Raw genomic sequence first — 24,546 nt, 5'->3', positions numbered from 1 at the left:
GATTATTTTCGATATATGGTGTTATGTTTGTTAATGAAGTCAGTCGACGGACTTAAATAATAATAATTTTTCAATACTTGGGTAGTTTTATCTAGTTGCATTGGCTATCTTGCGAAGTTTTCCAAATTTCGCCAATCCTTAATAATTGAAGGTTGACATTATGATTACCTTAAATGTTTTGCAAACGCTTGTACATTATAGCTTACATTTTCTCTTTCCCGGATTACTTGCGAGGTTGTTTTTCAAGAAAGAGTGGAAAAAGGCTTGGGCAATTATGGTAGCTACAATGCTCGTTGATCTAGATCATTTACTTTCAAAGCCGATATTTGATGCGAATAGATGCAGTATCGGGTATCATCCGTTGCATACTAATTATGCTATTGCGTTTTACATGATGCTACTTTTTTTTCCGAGAACTAGAATTGTGGCGGTTGGTTTACTTTTTCATATGCTAACAGATTATCAAGATTGTATATGGACAGAGTTTCTTTCGCGTTAATCTTTAATGTCTACCAATAACTCCTTAGGGTGTGCTGCTTTACGTGCGTGTAAACCAAGTATTTGTGGTATCTTTGTTGTTGTAAAGTGGGATAAAAAAGTTGGCGATATGGGTAAATTTAAACTGCATAACATTAATGTAGAGGCAACCAAGAAAAAGCTGAAAGGAAAGGTATACGCCCTATCCAAAGAAGGTCTAGAGCAATTATTTAACAAAATTGACCAGTTAAGCGTAAAAAAAGGTGTTGATCAACTCGGGCTTGAAAAGTTTATAAATCAATGCGCCATTTTCGCCGCAGGCTCAGGCGTTATTAGCGGAATAGGCGGTGTGGGCGTTATGGTTATTGGGGTACCCTTGGATACGATTAATGTTTTGGCTCAACAATTTCGCGTTACATTAGCAATAGCTTATCAGAAAACAGGAAATTATGAATTTCGATTCGATGATTTTTTTAAGTTACTTGCCGGATCGATAAAAGGAGAAGCAAGTATAGTGGTTACTAAAACAGCAATGGAAGAAGTTGCTCAAAAATTGATGATCAACATGGGGACAAGAGCTTCCAAAAGACTGGTACCTGTTGTGGGAGGGATTATCGGGGGCACCGCAAACTACCTCTATATAAAACGAGTAGCTGAGCATTTAAGAAAATAGGAGTCGTGCGTTTTAATCGTTGAAACTGTGCAATTATTGTGAATTAAAAAATAAAAAAGTTTTTATTCATTTGTAATGAATTTTTTTCAACTTCAATTTTATTATTAGAAATGAAAGCTCTACCCCTGTGGTAGGGCTTTTTTGATTCAATTTGATTAGATCTTTATGTTTGCTTTAATATAAGAACCGGACGATTCGAATTGTGAGCTATTGCATGCGTAATACTGCGATGCGTTATTTTCTTGAAAAAATTGTACTTTCCAGGTAGAGAGACTATTAAGTCGACATCTTTTTTTTCTGCAAACTCTAATATCCCATCCAATATATCATCATTGTCCGTATAATCGACCGAGAAGTTTAAATCCGGTAGTAATACAGAAAGTTTATTACGGTCTTCCATTAAATCGCGTTGCTGTTTTTTTATGCTGAATACATGCAATATCAACTCATCTTTATAAGTTGAAAATAGCGGATGCCGGAAGGCTTCAAGACGGTTCAGTTCTTCGAAATCCATAGGTAATAATACTTTACGGATTTTTCTATAGGTTGCGTTGGAAGGAACGACAAGTACAGGGATTTTACTAATTGTTACCAACTCGATAAGATTATCGTTGATATATCCTTCTTTGCTTTCCTGGCTATTACCTAATATGAGTAAATCGGGTGATTCTTGCCTGATAAGTTGCACAAGGGCTCTAGCGAGTGGTAACTCGCTTATCGCATGATCTATAGTGACCTCTTTTAATACACTATTGGCTAGCTCTTTGGTCACTTTATCTAGGTACTCAACAGATTCCTTTCGGCCAGCTTCCAGCGTATCGCCATCTAGACAGAGATATTCTGCGGTAGATATAATGGGTTGAAAAACTGACGTATAAGTGCTTTTTAGCAAGATTAGCCGAATAAAAGAGAGGTTTTGATGAGCAGCAGATACATACCGCAGCGCATTTTGTGTCCCCGAAGCGTAATCTAATGGAATAAGAATCGTATTCATACCCGTTTTAACATTTACATAACCATAAAGGTAATTCTTTTGTTTGTCAATGATTATCGAAACAAAGTAAAACAATATGGATAAAGGTTTTAACGAACGGGTAGTCTGAAAAAGTTGATCGTGGAAATTGCTAAGTAATAGAAAGCCTTATTGGTTGCGACGAGTTATGATAAAAGGGTGAAAAGATGTTAAGAACAATAAAATCGGTCTATGCTATTTCGATATAATTTCTATCTTTGCCGCTGGAAAGTTGGCAGAGTGGTCGAATGCGGCGGTCTTGAAAACCGTTGTCTGTAACAGGACCGGGGGTTCGAATCCCTCACTTTCCGCTAAACAGCAAAACCAGGCCATAGCCTGGTTTTGCTGTTTTTAGACTTTATAAATTTGATCCGATAAAAGTTGAACAATAACAAAAGATAACATGAACGATTTTGCCTTCAATGCCTGATAACTATTTGAGATATTGAGTGTACAATAAGGTTTTTTTACTCTATTGACCTTGGGTGTTCTTATGATGTTTTTTGGGAGCTCTATCGCGAATTTTAAGTGCGTTTAATAATTCTCTTCTTTTAGCTACGCATAAAAAAATGCTACCCTTTTTGTGTAGAAAGGAAATGACCAATGTGTCGCCATTTTTTGCCATTGCTTGTAATTTGGGGTCTATGATTAAATCACCACAATGACAATCTTTAGAATTATAGATCATAAGAACAAATAGCAGAGAACAGGCTATTAGCCCATATAGACTTATTTTGCCCAAGTTCTTACTTGATGTAGCCGTTTTGTGATTCATAATGGAAAACTGGTTACACAGTAAAATTACAGTTAAGATTCTTTTGTCTCAACAAAGGATTAGTTTTTCTCTTTTTCTAGGTGTGATCGTATGTGAATATATGTGTAAATAAGAGAAGTAATGTGTTCTTTGTTGACTGGCCGACGCTCAAACGCGATACAGAATTTAAGATTTTTTTTCAGCTGACATACTGTTGTCACTTGGTCAAAATACTTTTGCTTAAGTAACTAAAAGCAATATATTATGGATACAGTAACATCAGCACAGGTAATTAATAAGGATGCTTTATTAAGGCATTGGCTCGGGCATCGTAATCTAACTCGACGCGTCATTGAAGCTTTTCCCGAGAAAGAACTTTTCGGTTTTTCTATAGGCGGAATGCGTCCATTTTCCCAATTGGCTATTGAATTATTGTCTATAGGCGGCCCGGCAATGGAATCCATTGTAAAGGACGAGCCACTTCCCTATAACGAAGAGGCACTCAGATTAATCACAAAGGAGCAAATACTGGCAAAATGGGACGAACAAACCGACGTTATTACCAGGTACTTTAATCAACTTCCTTTAGAACGGTTTTCGGAAACTTTCAATTTGTTTGGCCAATATGAATTTCCCATTATTGATGACATCTTTTATTTTATTGATAATGAGATTCACCATCGAGGTCAAGGTTATGTATACTTAAGAGCTTTAGGTATAGAACCTCCGATGTTTTGGGAACGTGACTAAGTATTAAGCCCTTCAGCAATCATCTTTGATTTGAAGGGCTTTGCCTTCCTCGTTGATCTTTGCCAGATGTTTAGTCAGCAGAAGCCTAGCTTTTTCTTTTAATGTTGAAGGTTCCAGTATGGTGGCTTTATCCGCGAACATTAGGAACCAGCGTACAAAAGCTTCTTCAACATCGCGCACTTCAAAATTCATGATTACTTTGTCAGCATGTCGTTCTTCCGAAATAAAACCATAAAAATTGCGGTCCCATTGGAGATATCTGGCCATATCTTTCTCAACAGCAAGTTGGACCTTCGTGACGGGTTGTTGCTCCTTCGGTGTCAGGTAAAAGTCCAATGGTTGGTGCTTTCGTTCAAAAGGTAACTCGGTGTTTTTGATTTCTTCTATTCGATCCGTCCTAAATTGCCTATAATCTTTTCTTAAGTGGCAAAAGCCGATTACGTGCCATGAATGATGCTGATGAAAAACACCAACCGGTTCTATGAATCTGCGTATCGCTTCGGGCGCATCAAGTGCCCGATAAAGAAGCTCAACTTGCGTTTTCCTAGCTATACTTTCAAAAAGAGTGGCTAATGCATGTGGCGCTTTTTCACTGAATTTAATTTGCAAAGGTTGCATAACCACTTGCGATTCGATGCTTGATACCCATTCCTTATCAACAGTCTTTAATGCGGTTTTTATTTTGTACATCGCCGAAGAGAAATAGTCACGGATGCTTTTATCGCTGAATTTCTGCATCAGTTTTTCAGCCGCTACTAAGCTGGTCGCTTCTTCCTTATTCAACGATAAAGGAGGGAGACGATAACTTTCAATTAAAGAGTAACCAACACCGGCTTCACTATAAATCGGAACACCGGAAATTTCCAGTGCTTTTATATCCCGATAAATGGTCCGTAAGCTTACCTGAAACCGGTCAGCTAATTCCTGTGCTTTGACCACTCGTTTAGACTGCAGCTGAATAAAAATGGCTACGAGCCTATCAAATCGTTTGAAGTTTTCACTATCCATCTTTTGATATTAAATAAAATGGTGGATTTTACTTGCATAGATAAGTAATTTAATCAAAAAGAGGAGTGTAAAAGTAAAAAAGTTGAACTGGGATAAAAAATGCTGTGAATCAGAATAAATATTGGCAAGTAGGTCAAAGCGTAGGGATGTTTTGGCCCATATCGCCTTCAAAATGAGAAAAGGCATTGTGACAATAGAGTTTTTGATAAATAATATTTGTTTATTAAAGAAAATTGCTACCTTTACCACATTATGAGACAAGAGAGTGTCAAATATTTTACCATTGTTATAGCGTAAACTTTCAAGGACGCTATTGTTAGCGCTACCGTTTCGTGTAGCCTATATTGCATACTTTTTATTCTTTTTTGCTTATACACGTACGAGAAAGGTATTAAACCTCACCTTAATCCTTATCGACGGCTTTATCAAATAATCTTGTAAGCGGAGTTGATTTTCGGGGTGTCTAATAAAGTCTATAATTGCTGTTGAGCGTAAACCAGAATAATTGTTCTCAATACATCTTGCATGTATTGAGAATATGTAGAAAGCCTGTGAGGTGCTGATATCTTCGGTAGCTGCACTAGGCAAATTAAATGATTGATAAATTTTTTTGCAATCTTGAAATGGAACAGGAATTAATTCAAACAATTGTTGATTTTTTTAAAAATAATGAGAGGCAAGGACCCGGATGCGAGGAAGCTACGCTAAAAGCATTAGGTTTGGTAAGCGAGAGCCATTATTTTGAACATATACTGGATATTGGCTGTGGAACAGGAGCACAAACGATGACACTCGCACGAAAAACAAATGCACAAATTTTTGCCGTTGATTTATTGGCTGAATTTTTAGATGTGTTGACAGAACGTGCTACGCGATGGGGCTTGCAAGATCGAATAGCTGTACACAAAACATCTATGGACGATCTCCCATTTCCAAGGAATTTTTTTGATATGATTTGGAGTGAGGGCGCAATTTATCATATTGGATTCGAAAGAGGATTGAAACAGTGGGGCACGTTGTTGAAAAGAAGGGGGTACTTAGTGGCGTCCGAGATTTCATGGACAAGTAACGAAAGGCCTCAGTATCTTACCGATTATTGGATGGCAAGCTATCCCGAAATCGATTTGATTTCGAATAAAATGAAATTAATCGAAGATTGCGGCTATATTCCCGTTGGATGTTTTACACTACCCAATGCCGGATGGGACAACTATTACCATCCAATTATCAAACAGGTTGCTTTATCGATAGCTCAACCAATAAATGATTCGACAAAAAAATCGTTCATGGAAACGATCATCGATGAACTTATCATCTACCAAAGATACCGGGAGTTTTATAACTACGTGTTTTACGTGATGCAAAAAAAATGAAATAAAATCGTTTCTAACCTTTTACGGAATCAAGTGCGATTCCGAGAGGATGCCGGCAGCAAGACTGCGAGTCTTGCTTTTGTAATGCCTCGTTGTTGCAATATGACAATTCAATGTCTCAGAACTGAGAAAAATCCTTCAAATTTGTACGATGGGAATTACGAAAGAAACGCAACAAAAGATTGTTGATGCTGCCATTATAGTATTTAATGAAGACTTTTCTGCTCCCTTAGAGCGGGTTGCAGAAAAGTCTTCGATAACTAGGAGAACACTTCATCGCTATTTTAAAGATAGGGAGGCGTTATTGGCCTATTGTGAGAAAGACATGCAGCAAAACTGTAAAAAAGCGATGAACGATGCTATGGAAAGTTCAGATGTGCCGTTAAAAAAACTGGAAGAAATGCTTTATGCTGCTATCGACTGTGGCGCGAAATACGCCTTTTTCCACAAACTTCATCACCGTGATGGTCACAGACACAATCAGAATGATCGAAACTGTGCGACTTACGAAGCGATTAACAACCGTTGCCGGCAATTGATTTTGCAGTTACAGGAGGATGGTTATATTAGCAAAAGACTGACAGTGGATTGGGTTTTGGCTTTTTTGACTAGTGTAGTAGCCACGACAATAAATACCGGGCTTTTGGGTAATCAGACGAAGATAAATTTAAAAGAATGTGCTTGGTTTTCATTCAGCAAAGGAATAGGGGTATAAAAAAATTTGCCTATATATGTCTCGATTTTGAGACATTTTTATTGATGATTAATCTCAATAGACATAATAAGTGAAAATATAAATAAATGATATGGAAAAGAACAACAAACACGACGTTATAATAGTCGGTGGTAGCTATGCCGGCCTTTCGGCCGCTATGTCCTTAGCTAGAGCGATAAGAAATGTACTGATCATTGATAGTGGTAAACCCTGTAACCGCCAAACACCCCATTCCCATAATTTTTTAACGCAGGACGGTAAGCCGCCGAAAGTAATTTCATCTATCGCTTTGGAGCAAGTGCTTGCGTATGATACCGTGAATTTCTTGACGGATGAAGTACTATTTGCCGCCGGGAAGAATGGGGCTTTTTTTGTTAGAACCGCTTCCGGCAAGCAGTTCGAAGCAAGCAAACTTTTGTTTGCTACCGGGTTAAAGGATATACTTCCAACCGTGAGTGGAATAGCAGAATGTTGGGGAATCAGCGTGATTCATTGTCCTTATTGTCATGGATACGAATATAGAAATCAGTCGACGGGACTGTTGCTAAACGGCGAATCTGTTTTGGAGAAGGCAAGGCTAATTCGTAACTGGGCTTCAGACCTTACGGTACTTACTAACGGGCCATCTACTTTTGATAATGCGGACAAAGAAACACTTTCCAGAAATAACATACAGTTGATAGAAAAGCCGATAGCTTTGTTGAAACACTACAAGGGTCAGCTTGACCATATTATATTTGAAGATGGTACTGAAATTTCTGTTAAAGCGCTTTACGCACCCCCTCGCTTTGAACAACAAAGTCAAATTCCGAAAAATATAGGTTGCGCAATAACAAGTACCGGTCATATTGAAGTCAATAACTTCCAGCAGACTTCTGTCCCGGGAATTTATGCTGCAGGCGATAATGCTACCATGTTTAGAAGTGTTTCTGCAGCTGTAGCTGCCGGCTCGATTGCAGGAGCGTTTATAAATCACGAATTAATAGGAGAGGGGGTGTAGATTACGATATAAAGAAGCACTTTTTGAAAAATCCCGTAAAACCGTTATTTAAATGCTCCTTCCGTGTCTTAGGGTATATGTCTATGAACAGATTCTTATTGATAAGTTTGCTGCGTTTAAAATTTAAAGGAAGGACTTTCTGTTTTTCGGGGCTAAAGAAATAGAAAGGAATACGAATCCATTAAAATAGAGGCTAAGAAATTTAAGAGAATTATTCGCCTATTATACTTATATAAAGGCAAGCTTCCGGCAAAAGAGTGAAATAAATATTAGAGAAGTCGATTCTAAAATTGACACAAGTTCTTAAAAGAATATTCCCAAACGCGTAAAAAGATGTCGTATGTTTATGAACTGATTACCGGTTTTAGAACAGTGACTAGCAATGGTTGTTTGACAAGTTTCACGCTCGTGGAGGTTTGATTCGGCAGTAGGTTTATTCCGCATCGGAAAAGAGAGTAATAACCCGAGCGCAATCATTATAGGCGTTGTGCGGAGTGAAAGAGTGTTATAATTCCTTGTACTGGTTTCAATTTTGATGCGAGCGTTGTTGCGAAGCATAATAACAATATTTCCAGTAGTGATCATAAATATAATGCCTTTTTATTATCTTTCTAATTTTCAACAATTTATGATTTTTTATTTATTGAATGAGTGTTCGAAATCGGACACAAAGTGTCCGATTTCGAACTTTTATCACTTTTTCTAAATCTGAGAAAAAATTGCTTATGTGTATTTTATACACTATCTTTGCGCTATCATAATTTAGGTTTATAATTGGTTAGTTAAAAGTCTTCAATCTCCCCGGTTGAAGACTTTTTTATATTAAAAGCTATAGTGAGGCCGCGAAGATTTGTGTTATATTGTTGATTTCCTTGTCACTTAAGTGTTTTCCGGATTGTATAATGATTTGGTATTTGAAAGTGACGGATTTTCCTGCATCCAAAGAAAAGTTCAATTCTTCTTTTCCGTTACTCATGGCTTTCTGCCCCAATGGATTAGCTGCAAATAAACCATAACCCCTAGCGTGCCAATAGGTGGGATAGCCTACGTTTTTCGGATGGTCAATGATCACTATCGATATCGCTTCACGCCCTATTTTTCCATCCAAATTGACCCACCTACCACGTGTACCCCATACCTGATCACCCTCTTTTCCCTCACTACTACGGTACTTTCCGGTGACTTGGTTATTATCTAGCTGCGCAACTTCTGTGATGTTGCCGTTAGCATCTGTGAATTTGGCTGACTCATCTGAAGGATGTTCCAACTCCCGTGCCAAGCGAATTCCTAATAACCCTTCTTTGTTGTCTGTAAATAAAACATTTTTTTTCAGTGCTGTTAATGTTGTAGTGAGCTCGATTGTACGTCTACCACTGTCAGTAGAAAATAAATACTGTGTGTTCTCTTGTAAGATGGGGCTGCCGGTTGGTTCTTGCCAATATTTCGTTACTTCCAGTAAAGCATGGTCGTTCGCAGTCTGAATCTTATTAACTTTGGCATGCTTAATGGTCCCGTATTGATTCTTTTTATCCGAAGGTATAGCGGTCGAATTGTTCCAGAAATCGAGACCATTTACGTCGCCGTAATTAAACCATAAACCGACATGGTGCGGATGATCCACCCGCTCCCCGGGTCTAGGATCGAATGGCCATCCTCTTGTGATAAAAGTACCTTCTGACGATCTTATAGGATAGAGTACCGGCTTCATCAATTCATCCGGATAAATATACGAGGTGAAAATCCGACCATCAATGCTAATATCTATTCTTTTTTCCTTTTTGTTCTCAACAATAGAAAAGCCTTTTTTTTCAACTTTGAAGCTGCTAACTAAGGCAATGCCAATAAACGCTAAAATGCTGATTTGTTTATTCATGACTAAGAATTTAACCGACCACGACTTCTTGTTTAGCGTCATCAAAGGAAACTCTTTTGCCTGTCTCCAATGCTATTCGTGCCATAATATTGGCCACACTGTGATTGTAACCGGCTTTAACAGATGCATTTGGTGTTTTTCTGCTACGTACACACTCCATCCAGTTGAGCATATGAAGCGAAGTCATTGGGTCGCTTCCAGTATTGGCAGCTGTTTCTATCTTAGTTGCGTTGGACAAGGTAAATGGTTGAAGCAAATTCGCTTGCATGCCCATTTCTGCAGCCATTTTAGCCGTTAATCCTCCCTCATCAGTCACTTGATTGGTGTCAAGATTTAACATGCCTGCATTAGAGTAATAAAGCTCTTTAATGCCGCCCGCCGAATTTGTAAAACGCGAGGAATAGAGCACCTGGAAACCTTTCGTTGGATCGTTCGCCGGGCCGTAATCCATGACAGCTGTAACCGTATCCGGATTTGTCCTGCCATCGTTCCACATGTAGATCCCCCCGTTGGCTGATACACTACGCGGATGTTCGAGCCCGGTAAACCAATGGACCGTGTCAATTTGGTGAGACATCCACTGGCCAAAGATGCCCGATGAATATGGCCAAAACAATCGATACTCTAAATATTTTCGGGGATCCCAAGCAACCTTGGGTCTGTTCATTAAGAATCGGTTCCAGTCCGTATCCTGTTCGCGAATTTCTTTAATTAACTGTGGCAACCTCCACCGTCCCGGTTGATTTACATTCCAGGTCATTTCTACCATTTTTATATCGCCAAATTTACCTGATCGGATGTATTCATTGGCTGAAATATAGTTAGGAGCGCTTCTTCTTTGCGAACCCACTTGTAAGATTTTTCCGGTTTCATTGACGGCCTGTAGCACAACTTTTGCATCTTCCAAAGTTTCAGCCATCGGTTTCTCTACATATACGTCTTTTCCATTACGTACAGCCTCGGCTGCCATCAGTGCATGCTGAAAATCCGCGGTACTAATAATGACGGCATCGATATCTTTTTGTGCGTACATTTCGTCATTGTTTCGATAAGTCGCGATCGACGTGCCCGCTTTTTCCTTTATAAAAGCAACGGCCTCATCTCTCCTTCTATTCCAAATATCGGATACCCCTACAAATTCGAAATTTAGTTTTTTAGAATGATTCATAAAACTCGGAAATAAGGAGCTTTTAAAACGATTTGAAAACCCTACAATGGCAACGCGAACGCGGTCGTTTGCTCCCAAGATCCTCCCATAGCTTTTTGTGCTGAGTCCCATTGATGAAAGGCCTATTATCCCCGCACCGATTGAAGCCTTCTTAATAAATTCACGCCGGGAATTTTCATTTTTTTGTACCATAAGTTTATTGGTTAGTAATAATTAATATTGATCAATTCTCAGACAAGAGCATTCGCTCTTTTATTTTCCTTTCGTAGACTAATAAACGCGCTGTAATGGTTCATAATTTTTGGTATACCTAACGAAAGCCGTCTAAGTATAGCGATTCAGTAGTCTTCAATACAAGTATAATAACCTGTTCTCTTTAAAAAGAATATTCCGTGTGAAAAATCTACGCAAACGATATCGTTCATATTACCGGGGGATTAAGCAAAGATCACGACTTTGTTTGGCACCGAATTCTTCTAAGTCTCTAAGTCAGCTTGTGTGTAAAAAAAGTATGACAATTTGGGATTAAGGTGTTTAAACACTATTTTTGTTGAATCATAATTTAGGTTTATAATTGGTTAATGAAACCTTCAGTCTCCCCGGCTGAAGGTTTTCTTTTTGTCTATCTGTAGTCATTAAGAAAATTGGATATTCAGATTTCTACACTTGTCTTGTTCAGCGAAGACTTGCCTCGATTTGATACGCAAACGGCGCGAAATAATGCTGAGAGGGAGCGAATAGCCATACACTGTTCTTTTTTGTACTACATATTTTGATTAAATTTTGCATCTTGCATAATGGAAAAGTCGAAACCAAATACTAAGCACCTTGCATTTGATTTGCCAAAACTCCATAACTTAACCATGGCAGATCAAGTAGAACTTAAGCTGAGAGAATATTTTAAGAAAAAGGCCTTTAAACCAGGCGACTTATTGCCTAAGGAGTTGGAAATCGCTGCTTCATTAGGTGTTAGCAGAAACATTGTTAGAGAAGCACTCAGCAGATTGAAGGCGCTTGGCCTAATTGAAACAAAAAAGAAGCGCGGGATGGTACTGGCTGAACCCGATATTTTGGGGTCTTTTGAAAAAGTGCTTGATCCATTGATTATGCCCGATAGCACCCTTTACGACATTTTTGGACTACGACTGGTTTTAGAAATGGGATTAGCTGATGTTCTATACATGTATAAAACAGATCAGGATATACAAGAGCTTGAGAAAATTGTAACAAAGGAAAAGCCTGACAGTGAAAAATTCAGAATAAAAAATGAGATAGCTTTTCATGGTAAGCTTTATGCCATGACGAACAATCATACGCTTATGCGTTTTCAGAGCCTGCTTTTGCCGTTATTTGACTATGTGGTTGCCTTTGAGAAAGATCACTATAAACCTGGAGGAGTGTCTCATGCCGATCTGTTACAAATTCTACGGGAGGGCACTGTGGAAGATTTTAGAAAGGGGATGCGTCTCCATCTTGAGCCGCATTTTGCTTGGTTAGAGCATCTCAAAAATAAGTAAGTGGGCGAACGACCGGCATAAAACGAAATACTTAGATCGGATTTACAGCTTGGCTCTTATGGATATAAGTGTAGCGTTTCTTCCAACAGTAGATCCGACTCCTATTAACAATTTTTAACAAGTACCATGCTAAACCATTCTTTTCCGTTTGACTCTATACGTATAAATAAAGTGATTATTAAAATTTATTGAGTATGAAAAGAATGATTCTAGCTTCCCTGCTATTCCTCAGTATGGGAACCATCGCATTTGCCCAGCAAAATCATCGTAAGAGGGAATTTAAAATGGCAGAAGAGAGAGCAAAAAGGCAAACCGAGCGACTTGCTCAAGAACTTTCTCTATCAGAGGAACAGAAAAAAGAGATCTATGCCATCAATTTGGATAATATGAAGAAGGTTGATGCCGAGCATAAAGAACTTATGCAAAAAAGTATGAAAGAGCGAGATGAAAAAATAAGTGAGCTCTTAACGGAGGCACAAAAATCAACCTATCAGAAGCTTAAAAAGGAAAGATTTCAGAAAAGGAAACATCGTGAATCACATAGGGGCATGGGGAAGTCTGCAGAAGAAATCCCGCAATCATAGTTGAAGTCATAACATAAATCAATGGCTTTCGATCAGAAAATCGAAAGCCATTGATTTATGTTATCTGTATAGTTGACAAAGTCAACTATATTTGGCTATATTTGTAAAAAAAGCTCATGCAAACAAGCATCATAGAAGAAGTTCGTGTATTTAATCGTTTCTATACAGATTTTATAGGCTTATTGAATCAGTACTTACTTGACAGTGCTTATTCTTTGACAGAAGCAAGGATAATATACGAAATATTTACAGCAGGAAATATACAGGCATCGCAGATTATGGAGATCATGCATATTGATAAAAGCTATTTAAGTCGGATCTTGAAACGATTGGAAAAGGAGGGGATTATTGAAAAGAGGAAATCAATACAGGATGCTCGAGGGATAACGATCACACTTTCGAAAAAAGGAAGACAAGTTTTTGAGCACTTAAACCGGGCTTCGAACGAGCAGGTAGAAAAGCTGCTAACTCCACTTAAAAGTACAGAGGCTGAGGCCTTAGCTTTTCATATGAAAGCTATTGTGAAAATCCTGAAAGTACATTCATAGTAATCGTATAAATGAATAGAAACATAACGATCAGAACCAACTTATTGCCAGGTGATTTAGGATATATAGCTTATATGCATGGACAGCTATATGCTCATGAAATGGGCTACGGATTAAATTTTGAAGCATATGTTTTGGAGGGCCTGAGCGAATTTGCTAAACAATATAATCCTGAAAAAGATGGTATTTGGATTTGTGAAGATGCCGGTAAAATAGTGGGATTTCTGATGGCCTTCGTCCGACAAGATAAGGTGCAATTGCGCTATTTTATCTTAGCGCCCGCCTATCGAGGTTTGGGATTAGGTAAAAAATTGATGAATTTGTTTATAGAATTTATGATGAATAACAATTATAAAAAGGCCTATCTATGGACAACCGATGAACAATTATCTGCGATCTCACTCTATATGCGTTATGGCTTTGTATTAACTGAAGAATTCTCTTCTGAGACCTTTGGTAAAAAACTGATAGAGCGCCGCTACGATTTAAATTTGATGGTAGTTGAAGAATAATCATAGTTGTTTACATTAAATGAATAACTGTGATTATTCTTGTTCCTATTGAATAATACAAACGGACAAGCGCCTCCATTTTTTATCGACCTGTGCTCCTTTTTCCCGAATGTGAGAAATTTTTCGTTGCTTTTGTCGTTCTTTTGGCTTGTTAACAATCCGTTAACAATGTTTAAAGTGTTGTTTATCAAATTATTACTTTCATTTTTTCGTAGGAGCCACTTGCAAGCCTTGTAAATCACAAAATTATTACAGTTGTTTGTGGTGTGAATGTCAAGGCGCAATAGTTTTGAGATTTGTAAAGAACCTAAAATAAATAACATATAACCTAAAAATTATATTATGAAAAAAACATACATTTTATACTAAAGCTAAATCGTTTTAATTATCAGTTATTGTATTGACCTAATTTGTGAAGCTTATCAACCTTGCTGGAATCGTATGGATGTTGTCATCATACTGACTGATTATTAATTCACCACCGAAAATTAAAATTGAAAATTCAGTTCACTGGGTCTGCTATGGTTTTTCCAAAGCAGAAAATGAACCATATGGCCAATATTTAAGTGATATAACCTAAATAATACATTATGCCAAAAACAATGCATGTGAGATGGTATTATAAAGTAGCCATTTTCTGTTATAGCATTCTTTTCACCCTAAGCGAGGGATCTGCAATGACTATTCAGGATAGTCTAGCCGTGGATAGCGTTAAGGCCTCTATTGACACGGTGCATCGAGAAACATCTGCCGAATTTACCGATCGTGCAGTGAAAACCGTTGGATCTACTATGAAAGAACTTACCGTATATCCTGCTGTGTCGCTTCAGCAATCTTTGAAGGGACAGGCACCGGGACTATACATTCAAGAGACGAGCGGAGAGCCTGGAAGTCTTCAGCAAATGTATGTACGAGGTGTTCCTATGCCCATACTGTCGGCAAAGGAAATCTATCAATCACAACCTTTGATTGTATTGGACGGTATTCCACTAATTGGAGAGCATTCTTTCGCTTATGATATCAAACAATATGATTTCAATCGAATTGGTCCGGCAACTAACCTGCTCACCAATATTGATATGAATAATATTGCTTCTGTACAGGTATTAAAAGATATGGCCGGCATGGCCTTATATGGTCCAATGGCTGCAAACGGAGTAATTTTGCTGACTACTAAACAAGTAGGGAGTAAACGTAAGATAAGCGCCAATGCTTACTTCGGATTTGCACAAAGGCCGAATGTGACGACGATCAATGGTGAGTATGAGAATGCGTTTCGGCAGCAATTTTACGATCTATATACGACAACAGGTAAATATTCCGCCGATGACGTCTATCCGCTATATCTCAGCGATTCATTGAATATGGATTACTATGGTCCTTCCAATTGGACAGACACCTACTATCAAAATGGCTTGCAACATGCGATTACAGCCGATATCTCAGGAGGATCGGATCGCGCAAATTTTAGATTTTCGCTAGGCAATTTGCGGAATGAGGGAATTGCAGATGGAACTGGCTTGGACCGCTATAGCGCTATGTTTCATCTGAATATGAAGCCGTTGAAATGGTTATTGTTTTCTGCCATGATTAATGGGAACCGTTTGGATAGACAGCGTAATCACAACATGCGGGATCGTTTTGCTGAAATCGGGTACATGCCCGATTTGCAGGCACCTTTGGCACCCAATAATGACGTCTATAGTCAGTATACAAGTCAGTATGATAAAGGTTTTGATAATAATTATACTAATATCATTCAGGGTAACGCCAAATTGGTATTCGACTTTAATAAATTCAAGTACACCACCCGCTTAGTAGTGGATTACAACGAAGGTTATCGTGATATATTTTATCCACGACCTTTGTTAGAGGGAAACAGTTATGCCTCTAATTACTATGGTTCCAACCAGCGGTTGATTTATGACAATTTCGCGAGTTTTGACTGGCAAATAGATGATCATCAGCAACTTTTTCTGCAGGCAGGAAACGTCTTGCAATGGGATACCTATAAGTATAATTACGCCTATGCCTATAAAGGGGTAAATGATTTTATCAAGCTAAATTTACTCAATTCCGATCCTAATAGCGACGACTATTTGTTGCCAACAGCCTTTCCGCGACAATTAGTTTATAAATTTCTAGATCGTACCAAGCAGAATCTGGTTTCTTTTTATGGAAAAGCTTCCTATAAATACGATGCTTATACCCTGTCTTTATTACTGCGAACCGATGGCTCATCGAATGCACAACCTACTAATCGCTGGTTGTTTACACCCGCACTTTCATTGGGATGGAATATCAAAGAAGCTTTGCTGGAGAACGATCTACGGTGGTCAACTTTCAACATGCGTCTAAATGCAGGCCGTTTAGGGCGACTGAATGCCTTTGACAATTTTTCACAAGGGCCATCGTATACGGCTGACGTGACTTTTACCGGCAATGTAACTACACCTGGATATAATGCTTTTGCGGTTTTAACGAGACCGTATAATTTTGGCTGGGTAGGCTATGGCATACCCTGGGCCTATACAGATCAGTTGAACCTAGGGCTTGATATCGGTTTGTTTAAGGATCGGATTACCGCGTCAATCGATGGTTATATTAAGGAAGATAAGAATCAACTTTTAGGTATTCCCGCCTATGCAGAATACGGTTATAATCTGTCGTACGAACCGGGAATGACCGTACGAAATACAGGAGTCGATGTTCTTTTGAGTGGTGAAATTCTAACGAAGGCGAAACAGAAATTAGGTTGGTCATCTTCCCTCAACTTTAATTTCAACCAAAATAAGCTGAAGGCTCTGCCGAGAGGTTTGGACAAGCTGATTATCGGTAATCGATTACTTCAAGTTGGGGCTCCTGTAGATCAATATTGGTTGTTCATCAATGATGGTATATATGCTGCCAATCAAGACGTACCACAAGTAGACGGTATTACACGCACGTACAACGGAATTACCCTTCAGGGAGGCGATCCGAACTGGCGGGATTTAAATGGCGATAACCGAATAAATGACGAAGATAAATCACTGATGGGGAATATCTTTCCGAAAGTAGTTGGTGGATTTAATAACCAATTCAGCTATGGAAACTGGTCGCTCGGCGTTAATTTCTATTTCAATTTAGGAAGAAAGGTAGTTAACGAAGAAATGGCTAACCGTTTTAACTTTATTAATAGAGAAGGCGTTGTTGGTGTTACTTCTATAAAGGAGATTACCTTTTGGGAAAAGCGAGGTGATTATAGTAAATATCCGCTTTATAATCCCTGGAGTACAGTCATTCCATACCACAGTAATCAAGATCTTTTCCTCGAAAACGCTTCATTCTTAAAATTGAGAACGGTGTCGATAGGATATGACCTGAGTGATTGGTTAAAGCGGAGATCTTCAAAGATTGATCATTTATATATCTATGGGACTGTGAATAATATCTTCACCATCACCCCATACAGTGGGCGCGATCCGGAACTGATCAATTACACAGGATACGACTCAGGGTATGGTATGGCTATCCCCTTAACTTACACCATTGGACTCAAAGTAGATTTATAACCTAGCTAAATAGTGATATGATTTGGAGAAATAGAATATATAGAAACGTGCTAACGCCGCTCTTCCTAACAATTTTACTGGCATCTGGCTGCAAAAAGATGTTAGATGTGGATTCGACGCGTGTGGTAAATGAAGAGAATATGTGGAGGAATATGGAAGATTCCAGAGCGGCTCTGATTGGTGTTTACGGTTTGGTCCGGGCTGCCTTGGCTGATTATAACGCTTATTGGATTTACGGTGACGTTCGTGCCGGTGATTTTGTTGCACCAACGCGGCAGGATCTAAAAGCAATTATCGCGAACCAACTGACGGCTTCATATCCTGCAATTGAAGCCATGTCAAATTGGAGAAGATGGTATGCTGTTGTTAATGCTGCCAATGTTTTTTTGGAACGTATTCATGAGGTCAAAGAGAATGACGAGCGTTATTCCGATAATAATATGACTGTCGATATTGCACAAATTAGATTTCTAAGGGCCTTCGCGTATTTCTATATGGTTCGTGTTTGGGGGGATGTGCCCTTAATTATTTCATCTCATGACGGTGACTTCCAAAACAAAGCCCGTGATAATCAGGACAAAGTACTCACTTGGGCAGAACAGGAAATGTTAGCTGCAGCTGCAGACCTACCCTATCTCTATAGCTTAAGCGATGAACAACAATTAGGCGACTATTACAATGAAAGTGCTGGTCGCTGGTCCGGCGCACTCGCGCGTAAACTTACAGCTTATGCTTTGCTTGCGCATTTAGCGGCTTGGCAGGGAAATTATCCCGATGTGGCCACCTATACCAAGTTTATTATGGATAATTATTCCAAAGGGCGTATGGGATATACAAGCACAGGCGATTTGACCAATGCAAACGGTTTTTTCTTCGGAAAAAGAGATAATCATCTTTTCGGTTTTAATTTTGACTGGGGGCATGTAGACGCCTCGTTTACCGGGCATTTAGAAGAACTTACGCTTGCTGCCCCGGTTGTAAACAAAAGTGTACCGGATATCTACTTAACAAAAGATTCCATCTTATCTGTTTTTAACGAAATTGGAGACGAACGATTTAGTTTAGATACCTTAGGCAATCCCCTTACTGAAAACTATTTTACCAACTTCAATGGTAAATACCCCATTTTCAGTAAAGTAAAATGCATCATGGGCGGTTCAACGGCTGATCCTAGTTTCCGAATCTTTTCAAGTGCCATTGTTTTAACTCGATTGGAAGATATTACGCTGTTAAGAGCTGAAGCACTGGCGGTGTTAGGCGAAAGAAATGAAGCCGTTGAACAGTTAAATGTAATCCGTGAATTACGTGGACTTGATCTGTATAATGAAACAGTCAATGGCAGTCTGATCGACGCCATTTTTAAGGAGCGAAAACGGGAGTTGATAGGCGAGGGGCATCGATGGTATGATTTAATTCGCTATAACCGCATTCGCAATAACGATCCTGCATTCACGAAGCTTATTAATGAAGGGGGAATTTATTGGCCTATTAACAGGTCATTACTATCACAGAACGATCAACTGGAACAGAATGCTTACTGGAAATAAGTATAATCATATGAATAACGTTAAGAAAGCTTATTTTTTCTTATTGGCATTAGGTATTATGAGCCTTATGTGGGCTTGTAAGCAAGAAGACGGCTATTACGATCCGATTATTGCCGATAAAGGGTACGATGGGGATGTTTACGATTATTTAAAAAGTAAACCAGGTGTTTATGATTCGCTGTTAAAAGCGGTAGATCGTTTACAATTGGAGCGTACGTTGCGCGATAGCGATATTACACTTTTCGCTTTATCCAACGCAAGCTTTCAATTGGCCCTAACCAATTTGAATAACCTCCGTAAACTAAATGACCGCCCGAGTGAATATTTATCAAGCGTCGATGGCAATCAGTTGGATACCATGCTTAGCCAATATATCATTCGAGGTAAATATATTTCTGATTCACTCGCTACGCAGGATGGATTACGACTATATGGCGTAAAATACGGTTACCCTATGCATGGGCGATTAATTAAGACCACATCATCCGGTTATGTGAATGGTGGCCCTACCGTCATTCAAATAAGTGACACAAAAAGAAGCCAATTTGAGCGTAACTGGGTATCTACCACAACGGGTTCAATTAATTTGAAGACCAAAAACGGAATTGTTCATGTAGTGAGTGCCGATCACGTTTTTGGATTTGACGATTTCGTTAGCCGTTTAACCTATGTCCCCCCACCTCCAAACTTATTTAAAACCATTGGAGGTAAAGACACTGTTTCAAGGGAAAATAGTGGCGGACCTAATGCTGTGGAAGCATCAAAATATGCGTTTGATGGCAATCCTGAGACTAAATACCTAATCGGTGATATGGGAAGCGTATGGTTGCGTTTTGAATTAAACGAAGCTGCTGCAGCAAATGCCTACACCATTACATCGGCAAACGACTTCTCGGAACGAGATCCAATCGACTGGAGCTTGAAAGGTTCAAACGATGGTACAAATTGGACCATCTTAGATTCACGAGCGGGCGAATTATTTGATCAGCGATTCCAACTACGTGTATTTAGGATTTCCAATAAAGTGGCTTATAAGTTCTATCAATTGGATATTACCCGTGTTAGAAGTGGCGGTACGATGCAGATGGCAGATTGGAGTGTCAATAGAGAAGAAGTCAAGTAATCAACAAATAAAGATACCATACATGGATAATTTGGTTAAAAAAGTAAAATTACAATGGGGCAATCCCCTGTATTCTGTGTTGGGAATCATGATAGTAGCCTTTGGTTTGCAGGGTTGCGAGAAGTTATATGATTTACCGGAAGAGCAAGAGTTTCTGAGTCCGAACATCAACTATCCCAGTCAGATTTTTGAGCCGATAATTGGACGTACCAGCGAACTGGGAGCTCCAAATACAGATAACTCTACCAAACCATTAAAGTTTGAAATCGTTAACGCCCGATATGGTGATGGGCGTCCGGTAACGGATATTTTTCAACTACGGCCTACCTATGTGTGGACGGGGGAGTACACAGGTATTGAAACTTCTCTGGAAGAAATTGAAGCAAAGCGAAAAATAGAAGAAAGACCCTTATTTGAGGTTCAGGAATCCGGGAAATTCGTGCTTTGGGGGGCATCGACTAACGAGTTGATCACTCCTAGGCCAGCAGATAGCAGTAATCTCGTGCAAGACAGACGTTACTTTGATTTAAAAATAACGAATGTAGGTGGAGAGCGAATTATCCGCGATTTTCAATTGATTCCTTGGCGGGAGCTACCATATGAACCAAATAATGACATCAATCGGTATACCGGAGGTGTAGCACCTGATCCAAAAGATCCCAGGAACCCTAATAAAAGGGACTACATCCGTCCTTCACTTACAAATGTCATCGGCGCAGAGAGCAACCGTAATCTGGTAACTAATGATGATCAAAAAGATGTGGTTGTTTATATCCGTCCTTTTGAAGGTGGCAATGGGCATAACCTGCGTTTCTCATTTTGGGCTCCGGACTCTACGGCAATCAATCCTGCTAAGTTTAATGAAACGCGTTGGAACGATTTGGTACATGGCTTTAATCGGGTTAACACAACTGAATATGTGCAGTACGACGTGGCATACCCTATTCCCTTGACAACAGTGGCTACAAAATACACTACAGGTGGTAGTGCAAAATTGGAATTTGCTTATTCAAGATTAGGTTTTAATAACATCCGTACAACTGCTTACATCGGACTTAATTTTAAAATTTTTAGAGAAGGTGACTGGGAGATCATCTTCCACTTCAGACGCGAGCTTCCAAAATTCGAAGACGAATAAATCAGAATAGGAATCATATGAAAAGTTTTACGCATTATCTTATACGCTATATTACCGGTAAAATGTTATCGGTAGCTAAGCAAACTTTTTTGACGGTAACCCTATTCTTGGTAAGCGGGTTATTTTATCAACTCTATGCCCAAACAGTCGTGTCCGGAGTAGTTTACGACCAGAAAAAAATTACCATTCCGGGAGTAACTGTTATAGCTGGAAATCCACCTAAGCCCTTGGCGTCCACAAATGGAAGAGGAGAATTTAGAATAAGCGTTCCGGATGGTTCAACCCTGGTATTCAAATTCATGGGATACATAGAAAAGAGGGTAACGCTTAAACCGGGACAAACAACGGTAAGTGTGGTGATGGAAGAAGATCAAAGTAACTTGGAGGAAGTGGTGGTCAGGGGATTTGTCTCCCGCTCGAAGCAGCTAAGTACAGGGTCATCTGTCACCATTAGCGGAGACGAAGTAAAAGATGTTCCGGTAGCCAATGTGGAGCAACTACTACAAGGAAAGGTGCCGGGACTTAATATTCAGGTAAACACGGGAGCCCCTGGTTTTCGCGGATCTACGCAAATTCGGGGTCTTTCTACGTTAACGGTATCGGGGAGTGGCAATGAATCTTTCCTTCAGCCTACCTCACCCTTATATGTAATTGATGGTGTACCCTTAGATGCAGATGGTGCTTCTGAATTTGGTTTTCAACAACAAGGGCCTGGGGTAAGTCCTTTATCCATGATTCCACAAGAAGATATTGCCAGTATAGAGATCCTGAAAGATGCGCAGGCTACTTCCCTTTACGGTTCTATGGCCGCTTATGGAGTAATTATCATCACAACGAAGCGTGGTAATTCAGAAATCCCTCGAGTACGGTATACGAATAATACCTTTATGAAAGCGCCACCTGCCTTAAGAGCTACATTGGGAGGAAATTTGGAAAGGCAGTTGAAGATTCAGCAAATCTTGGCTAATGCAAGAGGCGAAATTAATCTTGACGACTTAATAAAAACGCCGTTTTTGTCAGACAGCTTAAATGCCTATTATAATAATTCAACAGATTGGCAGTCGCTTTATTACCGTACTACTTATAATCAAAGCCACAATATAGCGATAGATGGTGGAAATCCAACCTTCAACTATAAAGCGAACCTTGGTTATTTTACAGAAAAGGGCGTTATCAGAAATACCGGATTCGACCGCTATAGCGCCAACCTCCGTATGGAGTATGCACCGAATGAGAAATTTAAATTCACTGGACAGATCAATGCGCAAATAGGTAAGCAAAATAAAGGAGATGGGGCCGGACTATTACAAACAGGTGTCGCCGATGGGGGAGCAACGTCCACTTTAATGCCCGGGCCTTCCTTCTATCAAGCAAACGCCGATTATGTTGGGTCTTTACGAACAAAAAATAATAATGACGTTCGTGTCATTCGACCCGTCGCCGAAGTGAGTTATAGCATTTTTCCCGGCTTTCGTGCAACCACCTTTTTTAGCTACGAGTTTAAGTCGTCTAATGAAGATACCTTTACACCAGCGGCCGCTAATAATCAGTTTGCTAAAGTCTATGCTTTTAATGGCCGTGAATCAAACCTTTATAGTCGTACCAATTTAACTTATGCCAAAACCTTCGGGGATAACCATAATATTTTCATCAATGCTTTCAATGAGATTCGCAAAGGCGATCGTCAAAACTCCATCACGCAACAAGAACGTACTCCCAACGATCAATTTCAGGGGCCATTGGGTTTTGATGGCTATTACTCACGAGGAGGAGGAATTTTGACTAATTTCTTAGACGAACGTGCGGTGTCTTTTGCTTTAGCTACTTCTTATGATTATCAAAAGAAATATGTCGTGGACCTATCTTACCGATTGGATGGATCGTCAGGGAATGGTTTTGACAACCTATACTCCAAAAACCCAGCTATTGGTCTACGGTGGAATTTTGATAAGGAGGAATTTTTAGACAATTGGGATTGGCTAAATATGGGGGCTTTACGCTTAAGCTGGGGTATTAATGTGATTCCGAATGGCACACTCGAAAGAATTTATGGAAAGTATGATATTACGGGTAATTATAACGGGCAGCAAGGGATTGGGTTAAATTTTGATCAGATTCCCAACCCGAATCTAAAACCAACCACCACTACACAGTATAATGCCGGGCTTGATTTTTCTTTATTCAATAATAAAGTAGATGTAATTTATGACACCTATTATAAGAAGGTAGATAACTTATTGTTTGAAGAAAATCTTTCGAATACTGTTGCTTTTGGTAAATTAATTAGTAATGACGCCGGTATTGTGAACTACGGACACGAACTATCGTTTACTATCCGCCCCTTATCGCCCAGTAGTCCCTTTAACTTAATGGTTACGGTCAACGGAGCCTATAATCGGGATGTGCTGCTCAAATTGCCTGCACATTATGGCGGACAGTTTATACGGTTCGAAACCAATAGTGGCAATCGGGAAACTTATTTACAACACAATGTATTTCGTGTAGGCACGCCATCCCTTTCCAATTATTTGTTGATTAACGAGGGGGTATACGCTACAGATGATGATGTGCCTATTAATCCGGCTACCGGACTACGCTATAGCGTTAACGGAAGACCATTCCGCGCCGGTGACCCGATCATTAAAGATCTAAATGGGGATTATGTGTTGGATGCGAATGATTATGCACGTACAGGCAACGCCTCTCCCTTGTTTACCGGCGGTTTGGCAACCAATATTACCTACAAAGGTTTTGGTTTGAATATCAATGCTTCTTTTACAGCAAAACGTACGATTTTAAATAATGCCTTAGCCGATCGTTTTAACTTGATGAAGAATCCATTTGGACTTAAGGCCGTTATTCCGTTAGATGAATTCGATATGTGGCGTCAACCTGGTGATATAGCTAAGTATCCTTATGCCTATGACTATAGCCGTATTGAAATTGTTAACCCTTATCGCTATGACCAAACCCTTTGGGCAGAAGATGGCTCCTATTTAAAGATCAATAATGTTGTGTTGTCCTATATGTTTGATAAGAAACTGGTTCGGAGTTGGGGCATTAACAATTTAAGAGTATACGTATCAATGGATAATGTTTACACTTTTAGTGGTTATTCAGGTCCGAACCCCGAAAATGTAACGACCATGGGGCGCGATATCTCCGAAGGTTATCCTGTACCACGTACCTATAATATTGGATGTAATTTAGAATTCTAAAC

Annotated in this window: 19 protein-coding genes and 1 tRNA gene; 16 read left to right on the top strand and 4 right to left on the bottom strand. The window is 39.3% G+C overall.

Features of this window, described 5'->3' with window-relative positions:
- Positions 1-160: 160 nt before the first annotated feature.
- The gene (locus E0E36_RS28070; RefSeq protein ID WP_013665998.1) at positions 161-499 is read left to right on the top strand and encodes a DUF6122 family protein; all 339 of its coding nucleotides are present in this window, start codon (positions 161-163) and stop codon (positions 497-499) included.
- A gap of 108 nt (positions 500-607) precedes the next feature.
- A complete protein-coding gene (locus tag E0E36_RS21360) occupies positions 608-1,150 on the top strand; it encodes an EcsC family protein (protein WP_242627359.1) in 543 nt (180 codons plus the stop codon).
- A 163-nt stretch (positions 1,151-1,313) separates the two neighbouring features.
- Here the strand turns inward: E0E36_RS21360 and E0E36_RS21355 are convergent, their stop codons facing one another.
- Positions 1,314-2,144, bottom strand: a complete 831-nt coding sequence (locus E0E36_RS21355; protein ID WP_130857675.1) for a universal stress protein — start codon at positions 2,142-2,144, stop codon at positions 1,314-1,316.
- A gap of 244 nt (positions 2,145-2,388) precedes the next feature.
- Between E0E36_RS21355 and E0E36_RS21350 the strand changes: the two genes are divergently transcribed.
- Positions 2,389-2,473, top strand: a tRNA-Ser gene (locus tag E0E36_RS21350).
- 707 nt (positions 2,474-3,180) lie between these two features.
- Positions 3,181-3,666, top strand: a complete 486-nt coding sequence (locus E0E36_RS21345) for a DinB family protein (RefSeq protein WP_130857674.1) — start codon at positions 3,181-3,183, stop codon at positions 3,664-3,666.
- A 12-nt stretch (positions 3,667-3,678) separates the two neighbouring features.
- On the opposite strand, the gene E0E36_RS21340 is transcribed toward E0E36_RS21345, so the two are convergent.
- Positions 3,679-4,674 carry a helix-turn-helix transcriptional regulator gene (locus E0E36_RS21340; RefSeq protein WP_130857673.1) on the bottom strand — a complete coding sequence of 332 codons (996 nt, stop codon included), beginning with the start codon at positions 4,672-4,674 and terminating at the stop codon, positions 3,679-3,681.
- 623 nt (positions 4,675-5,297) lie between these two features.
- On the opposite strand from E0E36_RS21340, the gene E0E36_RS21335 reads away from it, so the two are divergent.
- The 3 genes from E0E36_RS21335 to E0E36_RS21325 all read left to right on the top strand — a co-directional run bounded on the left by E0E36_RS21335 (position 5,298) and on the right by E0E36_RS21325 (position 7,762).
- Positions 5,298-6,047 carry an SAM-dependent methyltransferase gene (locus E0E36_RS21335; protein WP_013666003.1) on the top strand — a complete coding sequence of 250 codons (750 nt, stop codon included), beginning with the start codon at positions 5,298-5,300 and terminating at the stop codon, positions 6,045-6,047.
- Positions 6,048-6,198: 151 nt separating this feature from the next.
- Positions 6,199-6,762: a TetR/AcrR family transcriptional regulator gene (locus E0E36_RS21330; protein WP_130857672.1), complete on the top strand. Its 564-nt coding sequence runs from the start codon at positions 6,199-6,201 to the stop codon at positions 6,760-6,762.
- A gap of 91 nt (positions 6,763-6,853) precedes the next feature.
- Complete coding sequence (locus E0E36_RS21325) at positions 6,854-7,762, top strand: NAD(P)/FAD-dependent oxidoreductase (protein ID WP_130857671.1); 909 nt, start codon at positions 6,854-6,856, stop codon at positions 7,760-7,762.
- 829 nt (positions 7,763-8,591) lie between these two features.
- Here E0E36_RS21325 and E0E36_RS21320 read toward each other — a convergent pair.
- The gene (locus tag E0E36_RS21320) at positions 8,592-9,635 is read right to left on the bottom strand and encodes a DUF6807 domain-containing protein (protein ID WP_130857670.1); all 1,044 of its coding nucleotides are present in this window, start codon (positions 9,633-9,635) and stop codon (positions 8,592-8,594) included.
- 10 nt (positions 9,636-9,645) lie between these two features.
- On the bottom strand, positions 9,646-10,995 hold the full coding sequence (locus E0E36_RS21315; protein WP_013666008.1) for a Gfo/Idh/MocA family protein: 1,350 nt from the start codon (positions 10,993-10,995) through the stop codon (positions 9,646-9,648).
- Between the two features lie 671 nt (positions 10,996-11,666).
- On the opposite strand from E0E36_RS21315, the gene E0E36_RS21310 reads away from it, so the two are divergent.
- From E0E36_RS21310 to E0E36_RS21270, 9 genes are all read left to right on the top strand, one after another.
- Positions 11,667-12,320, top strand: coding sequence for a FadR/GntR family transcriptional regulator (locus E0E36_RS21310; protein ID WP_242627358.1), 654 nt, complete (start codon positions 11,667-11,669; stop codon positions 12,318-12,320).
- Positions 12,321-12,514: 194 nt separating this feature from the next.
- A complete protein-coding gene (locus E0E36_RS21305) occupies positions 12,515-12,904 on the top strand; it encodes a DUF4890 domain-containing protein (protein WP_130857668.1) in 390 nt (129 codons plus the stop codon).
- Positions 12,905-13,020: 116 nt separating this feature from the next.
- Positions 13,021-13,452, top strand: coding sequence for a MarR family winged helix-turn-helix transcriptional regulator (locus E0E36_RS21300; protein ID WP_013666011.1), 432 nt, complete (start codon positions 13,021-13,023; stop codon positions 13,450-13,452).
- Positions 13,453-13,463: 11 nt separating this feature from the next.
- Positions 13,464-13,964: a GNAT family N-acetyltransferase gene (locus tag E0E36_RS21295; protein ID WP_130857667.1), complete on the top strand. Its 501-nt coding sequence runs from the start codon at positions 13,464-13,466 to the stop codon at positions 13,962-13,964.
- Between the two features lie 590 nt (positions 13,965-14,554).
- Complete coding sequence (locus E0E36_RS21290) at positions 14,555-17,518, top strand: SusC/RagA family TonB-linked outer membrane protein (RefSeq protein ID WP_130857666.1); 2,964 nt, start codon at positions 14,555-14,557, stop codon at positions 17,516-17,518.
- Positions 17,519-17,616: 98 nt separating this feature from the next.
- Entirely contained in the window at positions 17,617-19,065 is a 1,449-nt protein-coding gene (locus tag E0E36_RS21285; RefSeq protein WP_242627357.1) for a RagB/SusD family nutrient uptake outer membrane protein, read from the top strand.
- Between the two features lie 10 nt (positions 19,066-19,075).
- Entirely contained in the window at positions 19,076-20,188 is a 1,113-nt protein-coding gene (locus E0E36_RS21280) for a fasciclin domain-containing protein (protein WP_130857664.1), read from the top strand.
- Positions 20,189-20,210: 22 nt separating this feature from the next.
- Positions 20,211-21,326 (top strand): DUF5007 domain-containing protein, encoded by a 1,116-nt coding sequence (locus tag E0E36_RS21275; RefSeq protein WP_130857663.1) that lies wholly within the window; start codon positions 20,211-20,213, stop codon positions 21,324-21,326.
- Between the two features lie 17 nt (positions 21,327-21,343).
- Positions 21,344-24,544, top strand: a complete 3,201-nt coding sequence (locus E0E36_RS21270; RefSeq protein WP_130857662.1) for a SusC/RagA family TonB-linked outer membrane protein — start codon at positions 21,344-21,346, stop codon at positions 24,542-24,544.
- Positions 24,545-24,546: the final 2 nt, after the last annotated feature.

This window comes from Olivibacter jilunii, assembly GCF_900607235.1.
GTDB classification, from domain to species: domain Bacteria; phylum Bacteroidota; class Bacteroidia; order Sphingobacteriales; family Sphingobacteriaceae; genus Olivibacter; species Olivibacter oleidegradans.
The sequence above is the reverse complement of the archived record's forward strand: the minus strand, read 5'-3'. Positions and strand labels throughout refer to the sequence as shown.

Bases quoted from the DNA above. Each gene is read 5' to 3' on its own strand.
- E0E36_RS21285 (WP_242627357.1), top strand. From the start codon at position 17,617: ATGTTAGATGTGGATTCGACGCGTGTGGTAAATGAAGAGAATATGTGG.
- E0E36_RS21310 (WP_242627358.1), top strand. From the start codon at position 11,667: ATGGCAGATCAAGTAGAACTTAAGCTGAGAGAATATTTTAAGAAAAAG.
- E0E36_RS21315 (WP_013666008.1), bottom strand. From the start codon at position 10,995: ATGGTACAAAAAAATGAAAATTCCCGGCGTGAATTTATTAAGAAGGCT.
- E0E36_RS21290 (WP_130857666.1), top strand. From the start codon at position 14,555: ATGCCAAAAACAATGCATGTGAGATGGTATTATAAAGTAGCCATTTTC.
- E0E36_RS21355 (WP_130857675.1), bottom strand. From the start codon at position 2,144: ATGAATACGATTCTTATTCCATTAGATTACGCTTCGGGGACACAAAAT.
- E0E36_RS21300 (WP_013666011.1), top strand. From the start codon at position 13,021: ATGCAAACAAGCATCATAGAAGAAGTTCGTGTATTTAATCGTTTCTAT.
- E0E36_RS21320 (WP_130857670.1), bottom strand. From the start codon at position 9,635: ATGAATAAACAAATCAGCATTTTAGCGTTTATTGGCATTGCCTTAGTT.
- E0E36_RS21335 (WP_013666003.1), top strand. From the start codon at position 5,298: ATGGAACAGGAATTAATTCAAACAATTGTTGATTTTTTTAAAAATAAT.
- E0E36_RS21275 (WP_130857663.1), top strand. From the start codon at position 20,211: ATGGATAATTTGGTTAAAAAAGTAAAATTACAATGGGGCAATCCCCTG.
- E0E36_RS21270 (WP_130857662.1), top strand. From the start codon at position 21,344: ATGAAAAGTTTTACGCATTATCTTATACGCTATATTACCGGTAAAATG.
- E0E36_RS21330 (WP_130857672.1), top strand. From the start codon at position 6,199: ATGGGAATTACGAAAGAAACGCAACAAAAGATTGTTGATGCTGCCATT.
- E0E36_RS21295 (WP_130857667.1), top strand. From the start codon at position 13,464: ATGAATAGAAACATAACGATCAGAACCAACTTATTGCCAGGTGATTTA.
- E0E36_RS21305 (WP_130857668.1), top strand. From the start codon at position 12,515: ATGAAAAGAATGATTCTAGCTTCCCTGCTATTCCTCAGTATGGGAACC.
- E0E36_RS21360 (WP_242627359.1), top strand. From the start codon at position 608: ATGGGTAAATTTAAACTGCATAACATTAATGTAGAGGCAACCAAGAAA.
- E0E36_RS21345 (WP_130857674.1), top strand. From the start codon at position 3,181: ATGGATACAGTAACATCAGCACAGGTAATTAATAAGGATGCTTTATTA.
- E0E36_RS21325 (WP_130857671.1), top strand. From the start codon at position 6,854: ATGGAAAAGAACAACAAACACGACGTTATAATAGTCGGTGGTAGCTAT.
- E0E36_RS21340 (WP_130857673.1), bottom strand. From the start codon at position 4,674: ATGGATAGTGAAAACTTCAAACGATTTGATAGGCTCGTAGCCATTTTT.
- E0E36_RS21280 (WP_130857664.1), top strand. From the start codon at position 19,076: ATGAATAACGTTAAGAAAGCTTATTTTTTCTTATTGGCATTAGGTATT.
- E0E36_RS28070 (WP_013665998.1), top strand. From the start codon at position 161: ATGATTACCTTAAATGTTTTGCAAACGCTTGTACATTATAGCTTACAT.